This window comes from Burkholderia sp. APQ4-4ca, from assembly GCF_057837105.1.
Genome location: NZ_JBYQCG010000242.1, coordinates 100452 through 114800, shown reverse-complemented (window position 1 = coordinate 114800; position 14349 = coordinate 100452). Strand labels below are relative to the sequence as shown.

Genomic DNA, 14349 nt, shown 5'->3' with positions numbered 1-14349 from the left:
TCGTCACTTCCGATCGCAAGCGTTGCCACGAGCGGTGCGGGGCCGGCGGCGCCCGGCTTGCGCGCCTGCACGCGCCGGCTTCGCACCGCGGCTCAGGACGCGTGCGCCGACGTCAGGCTGAGCGCCACCGCCTGCGCGACTTCGATGCCGTCGATCGCGGCCGAATAGATGCCGCCCGCATACCCGGCGCCTTCGCCAGCCGGATACAGGCCTTCGACGTTCATGCTCTGGTAGTCGTCCTTGCGTCGAATCCGGATCGGCGACGACGTGCGCGTCTCCACGCCGGTGAGCACGGCATCGTGCATCGCGAAGCCGGCGATCTTCTTGTCGATCTCCGGCAGCGCTTCGCGGATCGCTTCGATCACGTAATCGGGGAGCGCGGTGCCGAGATCGGTCGGATTCACGCCGGGCTTGTACGACGGCTCCACGGAGCCCAGCGACGTCGACGGCCGACCCGCGATGAAATCGCCGACCAGCTGGCCCGGCGCACGGTAGTCGCCGCCGCCGAGTTCGAACGCGCGCTCTTCCCATTTGCGCTGGAACGCGATGCCGGCGAGCGGGCCGCCCGGATAGTCGTCCGGCGTGATGCCGACGACGATGCCCGCGTTCGCATTGCGCTCCGCGCGGGAATACTGGCTCATCCCGTTGGTGACCACGCGGCCCGGCTCCGAGGTCGCGGCGACCACCGTGCCGCCCGGGCACATGCAGAAGCTGTAGACCGCGCGCCCGTTGCTTGCGTGGTGGACCACCTTGTAGTCGGCCGCGCCGAGCTGCTTGTGGCCCGCGAACTTGCCGAAGCGGCTGCGATCGATCAGCCCCTGCGGATGCTCGATACGGAAACCCAGCGAGAACGGCTTGGCTTCGATGTAGACGCCGCGGTCGTGCAGCATCTGGAACGTGTCGCGCGCGCTGTGGCCCACGGCCAGCACCACGCGGTCGCACCGCAGCGTTTCGCCGTTCGACAGCTTGAGCGCGCGTACCTTGCCCTGGTCGATTTCGATGTCGTCGACACGGGTTTCGAAACGCACTTCGCCGCCGAGTTCGTGGATCGACGCGCGCATTTTTTCCACCATGCTGACGAGGCGGAACGTGCCGATGTGCGGGCGGCTCAGATACAGGATGTCCTCGGGCGCGCCGGCCTTGACGAATTCGTCCAGCACCTTGCGGCCATAGTGGTTCGGATCCTTGATCTGGCTGTACAGCTTGCCGTCGGAAAACGTTCCCGCGCCGCCTTCGCCGAACTGCACGTTGGATTCGGGATTGAGCACGCTCTTGCGCCACAGGCCGAAGGTGTCCTTGGTGCGCTCGCGCACGGCCTTGCCGCGTTCGAGGATGATCGGGCGGAACCCCATCTGCGCGAGGATCAGCCCCGCGAACAGCCCGCACGGCCCCATGCCGATGACGACCGGGCGCAGGAAATCGGCGTGCTCGGGCGCCTTCGTGACGAAGTGGTACGCCATGTCGGGCGTCACGCCGCAATGCGGTTTGCCGGCGATGCGCTCGAGCGCGGCCGCTTCGTCCTTGACTTCGATATCGACGATATACGTGAGCTTGATGTCGGCGCGCTTGCGCGCGTCGTGCGCGCGGCGGAACACGGTGTAACGGAGGAGATCGTCCGCCGCCACGCCAAGCTCCGCGAGGCGCGCGCGAATCGCGGCCTCGAGCGCGCGCTCGGGGTGGTCGAGGGGAAGTTTAATTTCGCTTAGCCGTAACATGATGACTCGGATGCGATTGCCACGGCGCCGTGGCGATGTTGATACAGGCGGGGCCGGCACGCCGGCGGCGTGGTTCGCCGCGCGGGCATGCCGGACGCAAACCCTGTGCCGTCGTTGCGGTACCAGCGGGACCAGCGGTGCGAGCGGCAGTGCGCCGATTCGAACGCGCGACGCGAGCAACTTCAGGATAGGCGCACGAAGCGGCCCGCGTGCACGGAAGATGGTTTCGCGTGTCGGGCGATCGGCGCGCCATCGTGACGATGCCGTGCGAGCGGTTTGCGCGAAAGCCGCGCCACGCGGACGCGGACGCGGCCCGGGCTTACTCCGCTGCCGGATGCATGCGGCTGTAGCGGTTCAGGATCGGGATCATCTGCGCGTAGATCTTCGGATTCGCGGCGACGATTTCGTGGCGATGCAGGAAATCGGCGTCGCCCGTGTAGTTGCCGACGAGGCCGCCGGCCTCGGTGATCAGCAGGCTGCCCGCGGCCATGTCCCACACGTTGATGCCTTGCTCGAAGAACGCGTCGAGGCGGCCGGCCGCGACGTTCGCGAGGTCGAGCGCCGCCGCGCCCGGGCGGCGCAGGCCCGTGCAGGCCTGCGTCATCTCGGTGAAGAGGCGCGCGTAGGCGTCGAGGCCGTCCTTCTCGCGGAACGGGAAGCCCGTGCCGACCAGCGCGTCCGACAGGCGGTCGCGGCGGCCCACGCGGATGCGGCGGTCGTTCAGGTACGCGCCGCGGCCGCGGGTGGCCGTGAACAGGTCGTTCTTGTTCGGATCGTAGACGACGGCCTGCGTGACGACGCCCTTGTGCTCGAGCGCGATCGATACGCAGTAGTACGGGAAGCCGTGGATGAAGTTGGTCGTGCCGTCGAGCGGATCGATGATCCACTTGAATTCGGATTCGTTCTCCGATTCGCCCGATTCCTCCGCGAGGATCGCGTGGTCGGGGTAGGCGGTCTTCAGCGTCTCGATGATCGCGTCTTCGGCGGCCTTGTCCACTTCGGTGACGAAGTCGTTCTGCTGCTTCTTGCGGATCTCGATCAGGTCGAGATCGAGGGACGCGCGATTGATGATCTGTCCGGCGCGGCGCGCAGCCTTGACAGCAATGTTGAGCATGGGATGCATGAGCCTGGATCCTGTAGCCGGCGGCACGGGCCGCCACGAAGTGGGACAACCGCCCGGAACGGCGCAAGCGTGCCGGGGCGAGGTGAGACGCGAATTGACAAAGAGCGGGTACGACCCGCGCTGCGCCGAGCGCAACGCGTAAAGGCATGATTTTACCCGATTTTTGGCGGTTTCAGGCGGTCGGCATGCGGGGAAACCCCACTGGCCGTCCGGACGAGTGGGTTTGCGCGGGCGATGGCGATACCATACGGCCATTCTGATGAACCGAGTCGTATCGTAGTGGAAACCCCGCAGAACACCGCCGCGCCGTCCGAATCGGGCGCGGCCTCGTCCGCGCCGCCGTCCGGCGGCTTCACGTCCACCCGCTTCGTGCTCGTCGAGCCGAGCCATCCCGGCAACGTCGGGGCGGCCGCCCGCGCGCTGAAGACGATGGGCTTCTCGCGCCTCGTGCTGGTCGCGCCGCGCGTGCCGCACGTGCAGAGCGACCCGGAGGCGATCGCGATGGCCAGCGGCGCGGACGATGTCCTCGCGTCCGCGCACGTCGTGCCGACGCTCGGCGAAGCGCTGTCCGGCGTGCACTGGTCGATTGCGCTGACCGCGCGCACGCGCGAATACGGGCCGCCGCGCCTCGCGCCACGCGCGGCCGCCGCGCAGGCGGGCGCGCAGGTCGGCGTGGGCGACGTCGCGCTCGTGTTCGGCAACGAGCGCACCGGTCTCGCGAACGAGCATGTCGAGCAGTGCAGCGCGCTCGCGCACATTCCGGCCAACCCGGCCTACAGTTCGCTGAATCTCGCGCAGGCCGTGCAGGTGCTCGCGTACGAATTGCGCGTCGCGTTTCTCGAGCAGGCGAGCGAGCCGGCCGCGCAGCCGCCGGCCGAAGCCGGCACGCTCGCGCAGAGCGACGAGATCGAGCGGATGTACGTGCATCTCGAGAACGCGTTGATCGCACTCGACTTCCTCGATCCGCGCAATCCGAAGAAGCTGATGCCGCGGCTGCGGCGCCTGTTCGCGCGCACGGGCCTCGAGCGCGAGGAGGTCAACATCCTGCGCGGCATCGCGAAGCACATCCTGCTGAAGTCGGGCAAGCCGGACGGCGACGCGTAAGCGGTCGACACTCCGATTGCCGGGCGTGCGGGAGTCCGCTGGATGCGGCGTGCGGTCGGGCAGGCCATGCGTTGGCCAGCCGGCGGCGTCGGACCGGTTGTTTCTCCCGATCGATCGCTGCCGGCAACCCCGTTGCAACAAGCGTCGCGGACGAATACCCGCGCCGACGGCGGGGTGAACGCGCGACCGCGTGCGGCCGGGCGCGACTGGCCCTACAATCGCCGGACGTCATAAGCAAATGACCCGGCGCGATAACGGCCGGCATTGCCGGCGATGCGCGCCGGCCTTTTCCCGGATCACATCATGTTGACGAGACTGCGCGAAGACGTTGCAACGATTCGCGAGCGCGATCCCGCCGCTCGCAGTGCGTGGGAAGTGCTGACCTGTTATCCGGGGCTGCATGCGCTCGTGCTGCACCGTTTCGCGCACGCATGCTGGCGCGCGAAACGCTACTGGCTCGCGCGGTTCGCGTCGCAGGCCGGCCGGTTCCTGACGGGGATCGAGATCCATCCCGGTGCGACGATCGGCCGGCGCGTGTTCATCGATCACGGCATGGGTGTCGTGATCGGCGAGACGGCGATCGTCGGCGACGACTGCACGATCTATCAGGGCGTGACGCTGGGCGGCACGTCGCTCACGCGCGGCGCGAAGCGTCACCCGACGCTGGAAGCCGGCGTGATCGTCGGCGCCGGCGCGAAGGTGCTCGGCGGTTTCACGGTCGGCGCGGGCGCGAAGATCGGCTCGAACGCGGTGGTCGTCAAGCCGGTGCCGCCGGGCGGTACCGCGGTCGGCAATCCGGCGCGCATCGTGATGCCGGCGCAGCCGAAGCCGCAGCCCGAGCGCGCGGCATTCTGCGCGTACGGGATCACGCCGAACGCGGATGACCCGATGTCGCTCGCGATTCACGGACTGATCGATCACGCGGCGAAGGAAAGCCGCCGCGTCGACGAGATCGTCGCGGCGCTCGAGCGGCTCGGCACGCATCTGGAAACGCTGCAGGGCGCCGACGCGGCACGCCTCGACCTGCGCAGGCTGTCGGCGGTGCTGGAAGGCAAGACGGTCGAACGCCAGATGTAACGAACGCGATCGCTGCCGGTCGGTGCGACGGCAGCAGCGGCGTCAGTCGAGCGGCATCGCGTGGATGCCTTCCGCGTCGACACGCAGATAGCCGCCGCGCCGCGTGCCGTGGTCGAGATCCCAGTCGGGCAGCACCCAGCGGATCCCGCCCGGTTCCGCGTGGCTTGCGGGGCGGTGCGTGTGGCCGTGAATGATCACGCTCGCGCGGCTTTTCCGGAACAGCGCGGCCACGCCTTCCCGCGTGACGTCGTAAATGGCCGAAGCAGGGCGCATCCGGCCCGCTTCGCTGGTCGAGCGCATGCGCTGGGCGAGCGCGCGGCGCCAGCGGAACGGCCACGCGAGAAACAGCCATTGCGCGACGCGGTTGCGCGCGAAGCGACGGAACACCTGGTAGCCGCGGTCGGCCGTGCATTGCGCGTCGCCGTGCGCGAGCACGATGCGCTGGCCGAACGCGATGATCAGCGAAGGGTCGGGCAGCAGCATCGCGCCGGCGGCCTTCATGAAGCGCCGGCCGAGCAGGAAATCGCGGTTGCCGTGCATCACGTAGAGCGCGATGCCGCGTTCCGAGAACGTATGCATCAGCGCGGCCATGCGCGCGGCGAACGGATCGTCGTCGAGGATGTCGTCGCCGATCCAGTATTCGAACAGGTCGCCGAGGATGAACACCGAGTCGGCGCTATCGGCGGTGTATTTCACGAAATGCTCGAACGCGGCGACCGTCTTCGGAATCGCCTCGCTCAGGTGCAGATCGGACAGAAACAGGAACGGGCGTGCGGCTTGCGCGTACTCGCGCTCGCCCGGCACGCCCGCGGAGACGCTTCGCGGCGGACTCTCCTGCAACATCGAAGTGCCTCCGTAACGGCTGGTGCGTCAGACCACCACGGCCTTTTCGATCACGACGTCGTCGGCCGGCACGTCCTGGTGGAAGCCGGCGTTGCCCGTCTTGACGCCCTTGATCTTGTCGACCACGTCCTGGCCTTCGACGACCTTGCCGAACACCGCGTAGCCCCAGCCCTGCGGCGTCGGCGACGAGTGGTTCAGGAAATCGTTGTCGTTCACGTTGATGAAGAACTGGGCGGTCGCCGAGTGCGGATCGTTCGTGCGCGCCATCGCGACCGTGTAGTTGTCGTTCTTCAGGCCGTTGTTCGCTTCGTTGTCGATCGGCGCGTCGGTCGGCTTCTGCTTCAGGCCCGGCTCGAAGCCGCCGCCCTGGATCATGAAGCCGTTGATCACGCGATGGAACACGGTGCCGTCGTAATGGCCCTTCTTCACGTAGTTCAGGAAGTTCTCGACCGTCTTCGGTGCCTTCTCGGCGTCGAGTTCGAGCTTGATCACGCCGTGGTTCGTATGCAGTTCAACCATGATGAATTCCTTCGGTGAGGCGGTTTAAATGGCACGCGGCCGGTCGTGCGACGCGGCCGCGTGTGGCGCCGGACGTGCCGGCAGGTGCTTACTTCGAGACGATGCTCGCCGATTCGATCACGACCGGTTGCGCCGGTACGTCCTGCATCGGGCCGCGCGAGGTCGTCGCCACGCCTTCGATCTTCTTCACGACGTCGAGACCCGACACGACCTTGCCGAACACCGCATAGCCGTTGCCGTCCGGGTTCGGGTAGTCGAGGCCGCTGTTGTCGACCGTGTTGATGAAGAACTGCGCGGTGGCCGAGTTCGGATCGCTCGTGCGCGCCATCGCGATCGTGCCAGTGAGGTTCTTCAGACCATTGCGGCTCTCCAGCGGGATCGGCGCACGGGTCGGCTTTTCCTCGAAGTTGGTCTTGTAGCCGCCGCCCTGGATCATGAAGCCCTTGATCACGCGATGGAAGATCGTGCCGTTGTACTGGCCGGCCTTCACGTAATCGAGGAAGTTGGCGACCGACTTCGGCGCCTTCTCCGGATAGAGCTCGACGCGGATGTCGCCCTGCGAGGTCTTCAGCTGCACGACGGGGTGCGCGGTGGCCGTTTGCGCGAACGCGGGCGCGGTCGCGAGAAGGGCGGCGCCGCCAAGCGCCAGCAACAGACGTTTCATTGCGATCCTCAGGTTGGGAGGGAAGGAAGGCCGCGCCGCTTATTGCGACGGCGCGACGTACGGCGCCGCCAGTGCGCCCGACGGACCGCTGAACTGGAACGTCGGCGACATCGGCAGCGTGGTGGTGCTCACGTTCGCGGCGGCGCGGTCGGTGTAGTCGCGCGTGGCCGGCGTCGTCGCGCGGGCGTTCGGCGCGGCTTTCGACGGCGACACGATCTTCTGGAGATCGGCGAGGCGCTGCGCGGTCGCGCCGCTCGTGCGGCCGAGCGATTGCGCGCGCTTGTACGATTCGGCCGCGAGGCGCAGGTACAGATCGCCGAGGTTCTCGTACGCGAGCGAGTAGCCCGGGTTCGATTGCGTCGCGGTGACGAGCGCGGTGCGCGCTTCGTCATAGCGGCCGTGCTTCGCGTAGAGCGCCGCGAGGTTGTTGTACGGCTCGGGCAGTTCGGGGTACGCCTGCGTGATCGCGACGAACTGCTGGATCGCGTCGTCGTCGCGGTTCAGGCGGGCCAGCACGGTGCCGCGCTTGAACTGCGCCTGCACGTCGTGCGGGTTCGACGCGATGCGCGCGTCGAGTTGCGCGAGCGCCTGCTTCCACTGCTTGCCGGCGATCGACGCATCGACTTCGGGGGTGCCGTCGGCGACTGCCGGGGCCTTTTGCGCATGCGCCGCGGGCGCCGCGAAAAGCGTCAGCGCGACGCCCATGACGGTGGTCGCAACGAGGGTCGCAGCGCTCGGCGCGCGGCCGCGATGAGGTTTCATAGGCGTAAATCGGAATGTTATACTCCGACCCATTCTAACAAAACGTCTGCGCGTTCCGGCGAGCGGCAGACAGTCTTTCTTAGCCTCTCGTGGCCGTCACCGCTGTGCTTGCAGCCTGACCGCCCCATGTGATATCGAGGACGCGCGGCCTGGCGCCGCGGCAGATGGTCCGTCCGTTTCACATGCTGGGCGAGCTTCGCCAGGGCGGTTTCCTTCGGCTCACGGTTCATCTCTATGGAATCACTGCGCATCTACAACACGCTCGCGCGTGACAAGCAAGTTTTCGTGCCGCGCCAGCCCGGCGAAGTGCGGATGTACGTATGCGGGATCACCGTCTACGACTATTGTCACGTGGGCCATGCGCGCATGCTGGTCGTGTTCGACCTCGTCCAGCGCTGGCTGCGTGCGATCGGCTATCGGGTCACGTACGTGCGCAACATCACCGACATCGACGACAAGATCATCCGCCGCGCGGTCGAGAACGGCGAGACGATCAAGTCGCTGACCGACCGCTTCATCGGCGCGATGCACGAGGACGAAGGTGCGCTCGGCATCCAGCGGCCCGACATCGAGCCGCGCGCGACGCAGTTCATCCCGCAGATGCTCGGCATGATCGAGACGCTCGAGGCGAACGGCTACGCGTACCAGGCGACCGACGGCGACGTCAATTACTCGGTGCGCAAGTTCGCGAACTACGGGAAGCTGTCGGGCAAGTCGCTCGACGATCTCCGCGCGGGCGAGCGCGTTGCCGCGAACGATGCGAAGCAGGATCCGCTCGACTTCGTGCTGTGGAAGCGCGCGAAGGCGGACGAGCCGGAAGGCGCGTCGTGGGCGTCGAAGTACGGGATGGGGCGCCCGGGCTGGCACATCGAGTGCTCCGCGATGGGCTGCGCGCTGCTCGGCAATCATTTCGACATCCACGGCGGCGGGCAGGATCTGCAATTCCCGCACCACGAGAACGAGATCGCGCAGAGCGAAGGCGCGACCGGCGAGACGTTCGTCAATTACTGGATGCACAACGGCTTCGTGCAGGTCGACAACGAGAAGATGTCGAAATCGCTCGGCAACTTCTTCACGATCCGCGAAGTGCTCGAGCGTTACGACGCGGAAGTCATGCGCTTCTTCATCGTGCGCACGCATTACCGTTCGCCGCTCAATTACAGCGACGTGCATCTCGACGATGCGCGCGCGTCGCTCACGCGTCTGTACACCGCGCTGAAGGACGTCGAGCCCGACACGCTCGCGCTCGACTGGAACGAGCCGCACGCGCAGCGTTTCGCGGCCGCGATGAACGACGATTTCAACACGCCGGTCGCGGTGGCGACGCTGTTCGAGCTGGCGGGTGAAGTCAACCGCACGCGCGAGGCGTCGCTCGCGCGGCAACTGAAACAGCTGGCGGGCCTGCTCGGCCTGCTGGGCCGCGAACCGCGCGCGTTCCTGCAGCAGGCGTCCGGCGCCGCGCAGGCGGGCGGGCTCGTGGCCGACGAGATCGAAGCGAAGATCGCCGCGCGGGTCGCGGCGAAGCAAGCGAAGGACTATGCCGAAGCGGACCGGATTCGGGCGGAATTGCTCGAAGCCGGCATCGCACTTGAAGACAAACCGGGCGGATCGACCGAATGGCGTCGCGTATGAGCGCGGCGCGTTCCACTGACCGATCCGTCAGGTAGGAGGCAAGATGGCAACGGCCAGAAAAGCGCCGGTCAGGCGCGCGACCCCGGTCGCCGTGCGTCCGGCAGCCAAGCGCGTACCCGCCACGAAGGCGGACGCGACGCGCGCCGTGCCGAACGGCGCGCTGAACGGTCATGCGCAGCCGGCAGCCGCGCTGCCGGCCGCCGACGCGGCCCGCAAGACGCGCGCGTCCGAAGCGGACGGCGAGGAGGTCGTCGTGCGTCCTGCCTATTGGGACAAGGCGTGCGCGGACCTCGTCAAGCGCGACCGGATCCTGAAGAAACTGATTCCGAAGTTCGGTCCCGCGCATCTCGTGAAGCGCGGCGATCCGTTCGTCACGCTCGCGCGCTCGGTCGTCGGCCAGCAGATTTCGGTGCCGTCCGCCCAGTCGCTGTGGGCGCGCATCGAGGACGCGTGTCCGAAGCTCGCGCCGCAACCGGTGATCCGCCTCGGCGCGGACAAGCTGATCGCATGCGGGTTGTCCAAGCGCAAGACGGAATACATCCTCGATCTCGCGCAGCATTTCGTGTCAGGGGCGCTGCACGTCGACAAATGGATGTCGATGGACGACGAGGACGTGATCGCGGAACTCACGCAGATCCGCGGCATCAGCCGCTGGACGGCCGAGATGTTCCTGATCTTCAACCTGTCGCGGCCCGACGTGCTGCCGCTCGACGACCCGGGCCTGATCCGCGCGATCAGCGTCAATTACTTCAGCGGGGAACCCGTCACGCGCAGCGAGGCGCGCGAGGTTGCGGCCAACTGGGAGCCGTGGCGCACCGTCGCGACCTGGTACATGTGGCGCAGCCTCGATGCGCCCGACGCCGACGCCTGAGCGCCGGCTATCGGGTTTTAAACATCAATAGTTGAGAGCCGGTTTTGAGCGCCGCCCGCGCGGGTAGAATACGCGCTGCCGCAAGACCCAAGGATTCGAACACATGAAGACCACATTTCTGGATTTCGAACAGCCGATCGCCGAACTCGAGGCCAAGATCGAAGAGCTGCGATTCGTGCAGGACGACTCGGCTGTCGATATTTCGGAAGAAATCGAGCGGCTATCGAAGAAAAGCCAGCAACTGACGAAAGACCTCTACGCGAATCTGTCGCCGTGGCAGGTTTCGCAGATCGCGCGGCATCCGCAGCGGCCATACACGCTCGATTACGTCGCGGAACTGTTTACCGATTTTCACGAGTTGCACGGCGACCGCGCATTCGCGGACGACCTGTCGATCGTCGGCGGTCTCGCGCGCTTCGGCGGCCATCCGTGCATGGTGATCGGCCACCAGAAGGGTCGCGACACGAAGGAGCGCGCCGCGCGCAACTTCGGGATGCCGCGTCCGGAAGGCTATCGCAAGGCAGAACGCCTGATGCGTCTGGCCGAGAAGTTCGGGCTGCCGATCTTCACGTTCGTCGACACGCCGGGCGCGTACCCGGGCATCGGCGCGGAAGAGCGCGGCCAGTCGGAGGCGATCGGCCGCAACCTGTACGTGATGGCCGAGCTGAAGACGCCGATCATCACGACAGTGATCGGCGAGGGCGGTTCGGGCGGCGCGTTGGCGATCGCCGTGGCCGACACCGTGATGATGCTGCAGTTCTCGACCTACTCGGTGATCTCGCCGGAAGGCTGCGCGTCGATCCTGTGGAAGAGCGCCGCGAAGGCGCCGGAAGCCGCGGAAGCGCTGGGCCTGACCGCGCACCGCCTGAAGGCGCTCGGCCTGATCGACAAGATCATCAACGAGCCGCTCGGCGGCGCGCATCGCGATCCGAAGGGCATGGCCGCGCTGCTGCGCCGTGCGCTGGCCGATTCGCTGCGCCAGTTCCAGGGCATGAGCATCGATGCGCTGCGCGAGCGCCGCTTCGAGCGCCTGATGGCCTACGGCAAGTTCAAGGAAACCACGCCCGGCGCATGACCGGCCGTGTATTCAATGCGCGCGCCGCCGCGCGCGCGTCCCGTTCGTGATTCCGCCCACCGAATTCTCCGCCGACCGCGTCGTACTCGACGCGGTCGGCGTTGCGCTTTCCGGCCTGCCGCCGGATGCGCGCATCGCGATCGCGTACAGCGGCGGCCTCGATTCGACGGTGCTGCTCGATGCGGCCGTGCGCGTCGCGGGCGCATCGCGCTGCGTCGCGCTGCACGTGCATCATGGCCTCAGCGCAAACGCCGACGCGTGGGTTGCGCATGCCGAAGCGCAAGCGGCGCGGCTCGGCGTCGCATTCGAATCGATGCGTGTCGACGTGCCGCGCGACAGCGGGCTCGGTATCGAGGCGACCGCACGCGAGCGTCGCTACGCGGCGCTCGACGAGATGGGCGAACGCCACGGCGTGGCGGCGCTGTGGCTCGCGCAACATGCGGACGACCAGGCCGAGACGGTGCTGCTGCAACTGTTGCGCGGGGCGGGAATCGCGGGGCTCGCGGCGATGGCGCCGCGTTATCGTCCCGACGGCGTAAGCATCGAGCGTGTGCGTCCGTTGTTGAGACTGTTGCGCGCACAACTTGAGCGCTATGCGGAGCAGCACGCGCTCGCGTGGATCGACGACGAATCGAACGGTGATACGCGCTATGCGCGCAATGCGCTGCGCGTCGACGTGCTGCCGGCGCTGGCCGTGCATTTCCCGGGCTTTCGCGATGCGCTCGGCCGCGCGGCCCAGCATGCGGCTGCCGCTCAGCGGCTGCTCGACGATCTGGCCGAGCTGGATTTCGCCGTCGCCGCGCGCGATGGCGGTCAGGCGCTGTCGCGCGACGCGCTGATCGGCTTCGACGACACGCGCGGCGCGAACCTGCTGCGCTTCTGGATGCGCCGGCTCGGCTTGCCGGGCGCGTCGGCTGCCCGGCTCGCCAACATGATGCGGCAACTGCGCGCCGCGCACGACGCGCATGCGCTGCGCGTCGATCACGCGGGGCAGTGCCTGCGGCTCTATCGCGATGTCGTCTACTGGGAGGCGGGCGACAGCAGCGAGCCGGCCGACGACGGCACGGGCACGCCGCAACCGGAGGTGGCGCTCGCGTGGGACGGGCAGGAAGTATGGCACCTGCCGGCGTGGCGCGGCACGTTCGTGTTCGCGCCCGCCGACGCGGGCAGCACCGACGCCGTGCCGGAGGGAGTGCTGCGCGGTGCGCAACTGGCGGCGCGCGCCCGGGCCGGCGGCGAACGGATGCGTACGTCGCCGGGCGGGCCGGGCCGGACGCTGAAGAACCTGTTCCAGGAGCGCGGCGTGCCGGCATGGCAGCGCGACGTGCCGCTGCTGTTCGCGGGCGACCGGCTGATCTACGTGCCGCGGCTGGGCGTCAATCGCGACATCGGCGAGCCGGCCGCGGCGGCGCCGGCCACCACCGCATGGCGCCGGATCGAGTGGCGTCCCGACCTGCTGATCGCATAGCGGCGGCGGATGGCCGGCCGGCGCGATGGCGCGCCCATTTTCACCATTTGGTAAACAGCGCCGGAACGGCCGGCGACACGGCGCGCGGCTTGTCAAGTAGGCGTCTATCGGGTACGCTCGGTCGTTTGCTCGGCTCGATTTTTGAGCGTTTTGTGCAGGTTTTCCGCGTGACGTACCCGGTTTGCGCGGCCTGATCGGCCTTCCGGGCAAAATCCGTCACGCTTGCGTGTTGCGTCCCAGCCGTCCCCTCGTCGTCCGTCCACAGCCACAAGCCGCGTGACCGAACGGCAACGCGGCCTGCCCAGCGCGCCCGTGCGGCTTCTCCTCCAGTTCAGAACGACAATGGCACTCATCGTACACAAATACGGCGGCACTTCGATGGGCTCGGTCGAGCGCATCAAGAACGTCGCGAAACGCGTCGCAAAATGGCATCAGGCCGGGCACCAGATGGTGGTCGTGCCTTCGGCGATGTCCGGCGAAACCAACCGTCTGCTCGGTCTTGCGAAAGAGATTTCGAGCCAGCCGAGCCCGCGTGAGCTCGACATGATCGCGTCGACCGGCGAGCAGGTCAGCGTCGGCCTGCTGTCGATCGCGCTGCAGGAAATCGGCGTCGAGGCCGTGAGCTATGCCGGCTGGCAAGTGCCGATCAAGACGGACAGCGCGTTTACGAAGGCGCGCATTCACTCGATCGACGACGAGCGCGTGAAGGACGATCTGAACGCGGGCAAGGTCGTGATCATCACGGGCTTCCAGGGCGTCGATCCGGACGGTCACATCACGACGCTGGGCCGCGGCGGCTCGGACACGTCGGCGGTGGCGGTGGCCGCTGCGCTGGGCGCCGAAGAGTGCCTGATCTATACCGACGTCGACGGCGTCTACACGACCGACCCGCGCGTCGTCGAGGAGGCGCGCCGCCTTGACCGCGTGACGTTCGAGGAGATGCTGGAAATGGCCAGCCTCGGCTCGAAGGTCCTGCAGATCCGCTCGGTCGAATTCGCCGGCAAATACCAGGTGAAGACGCGTGTGCTGTCGAGCCTGACCGATCCGCTGATTGCGCTCGACGAAGAAATGCGCTCGGGCACCCTGATTACTTTTGAAGAAGACGAGACCATGGAAAAGGCAGTCATTTCCGGCATCGCGTTCCAGCGCGACGAAGCACGCATTGCGGTGATGGGCGTGCCCGACAAGCCGGGCATCGCATATCAGATCCTCGGCCCGGTGGCCGATGCGCACGTCGACGTCGACATGATCATCCAGAACCAGAGCGTCGAAGGCAAAACCGACTTCACGTTCACGGTCGGTCGCGGCGACTACCAGAAGGCGATGGACATCCTCACCAACCAGGTGCAGGGCCATGTGAGCGCCGAACGCGTGCAGGGCGACCCGAAGGTGTCGAAGGTGTCGGTCGTCGGCGTCGGCATGCGTTCGCACGTGGGCGTCGCGAGCAAGATGTTCCGCACGCTGTCGGAAGAGGGCATCAACATCCAGATGATCTC

13 protein-coding genes and 1 pseudogene are annotated in these 14349 nt (G+C 67.3%); 7 read left to right on the top strand and 7 right to left on the bottom strand.

The window, feature by feature from the left end; genetic code table 11:
• Positions 1–92: 92 nt before the first annotated feature.
• Together AC3IFE_RS32055 and AC3IFE_RS32050 are read right to left on the bottom strand one after the other, a co-directional pair.
• Positions 93–1715, bottom strand: a complete 1623-nt coding sequence (locus AC3IFE_RS32055) for an NAD(P)/FAD-dependent oxidoreductase (protein ID WP_489194314.1) — start codon at positions 1713–1715, stop codon at positions 93–95.
• A gap of 319 nt (positions 1716–2034) precedes the next feature.
• Positions 2035–2838: an inositol monophosphatase family protein gene (locus tag AC3IFE_RS32050; RefSeq protein ID WP_050012977.1), complete on the bottom strand. Its 804-nt coding sequence runs from the start codon at positions 2836–2838 to the stop codon at positions 2035–2037.
• A 279-nt stretch (positions 2839–3117) separates the two neighbouring features.
• Here AC3IFE_RS32050 and AC3IFE_RS32045 point away from each other — a divergent pair, with 279 nt between their 5' ends.
• Positions 3118–3942 carry an RNA methyltransferase gene (locus tag AC3IFE_RS32045; protein WP_489194311.1) on the top strand — a complete coding sequence of 275 codons (825 nt, stop codon included), beginning with the start codon at positions 3118–3120 and terminating at the stop codon, positions 3940–3942.
• A 303-nt stretch (positions 3943–4245) separates the two neighbouring features.
• Entirely contained in the window at positions 4246–5019 is a 774-nt protein-coding gene (gene cysE / locus AC3IFE_RS32040; protein WP_256979646.1) for a serine O-acetyltransferase, read from the top strand.
• A gap of 42 nt (positions 5020–5061) precedes the next feature.
• Here the strand turns inward: cysE and AC3IFE_RS32035 are convergent, their stop codons facing one another.
• From AC3IFE_RS32035 to AC3IFE_RS32020, 4 genes are all read right to left on the bottom strand, one after another.
• The gene (locus AC3IFE_RS32035; RefSeq protein ID WP_089467776.1) at positions 5062–5862 is read right to left on the bottom strand and encodes a UDP-2,3-diacylglucosamine diphosphatase; all 801 of its coding nucleotides are present in this window, start codon (positions 5860–5862) and stop codon (positions 5062–5064) included.
• A 27-nt stretch (positions 5863–5889) separates the two neighbouring features.
• Complete coding sequence (locus AC3IFE_RS32030) at positions 5890–6381, bottom strand: peptidylprolyl isomerase (RefSeq protein ID WP_027784822.1); 492 nt, start codon at positions 6379–6381, stop codon at positions 5890–5892.
• A gap of 88 nt (positions 6382–6469) precedes the next feature.
• A complete protein-coding gene (locus tag AC3IFE_RS32025) occupies positions 6470–7045 on the bottom strand; it encodes a peptidylprolyl isomerase (protein WP_006484003.1) in 576 nt (191 codons plus the stop codon).
• A 39-nt stretch (positions 7046–7084) separates the two neighbouring features.
• Complete coding sequence (locus AC3IFE_RS32020) at positions 7085–7807, bottom strand: tetratricopeptide repeat protein (RefSeq protein WP_179233401.1); 723 nt, start codon at positions 7805–7807, stop codon at positions 7085–7087.
• Between the two features lie 234 nt (positions 7808–8041).
• Between AC3IFE_RS32020 and cysS the strand changes: the two genes are divergently transcribed.
• The 4 genes from cysS (at position 8042) to tilS (ending at position 12853) form a co-directional block, all read left to right on the top strand.
• The gene (cysS, locus tag AC3IFE_RS32015) at positions 8042–9439 is read left to right on the top strand and encodes a cysteine--tRNA ligase (protein WP_489194308.1); all 1398 of its coding nucleotides are present in this window, start codon (positions 8042–8044) and stop codon (positions 9437–9439) included.
• 43 nt (positions 9440–9482) lie between these two features.
• Entirely contained in the window at positions 9483–10310 is an 828-nt protein-coding gene (locus AC3IFE_RS32010) for a DNA-3-methyladenine glycosylase family protein (RefSeq protein WP_089467773.1), read from the top strand.
• A gap of 103 nt (positions 10311–10413) precedes the next feature.
• Positions 10414–11385 (top strand): acetyl-CoA carboxylase carboxyltransferase subunit alpha, encoded by a 972-nt coding sequence (locus AC3IFE_RS32005; RefSeq protein ID WP_006478433.1) that lies wholly within the window; start codon positions 10414–10416, stop codon positions 11383–11385.
• Between the two features lie 46 nt (positions 11386–11431).
• Entirely contained in the window at positions 11432–12853 is a 1422-nt protein-coding gene (tilS, locus tag AC3IFE_RS32000; RefSeq protein WP_489194304.1) for a tRNA lysidine(34) synthetase TilS, read from the top strand.
• 123 nt (positions 12854–12976) lie between these two features.
• On the opposite strand, the pseudogene AC3IFE_RS31995 reads toward tilS, so the two are convergent.
• Positions 12977–13213, bottom strand: a pseudogene (locus AC3IFE_RS31995) (hypothetical protein); the annotation flags it as partial.
• Between AC3IFE_RS31995 and AC3IFE_RS31990 the strand changes: the two are divergent.
• On the top strand, positions 13196–14349 hold a 1154-nt coding region (locus AC3IFE_RS31990), incomplete at its 3' end, for an aspartate kinase (protein ID WP_489194302.1). The pseudogene AC3IFE_RS31995 and the gene AC3IFE_RS31990 overlap by 18 nt on opposite strands.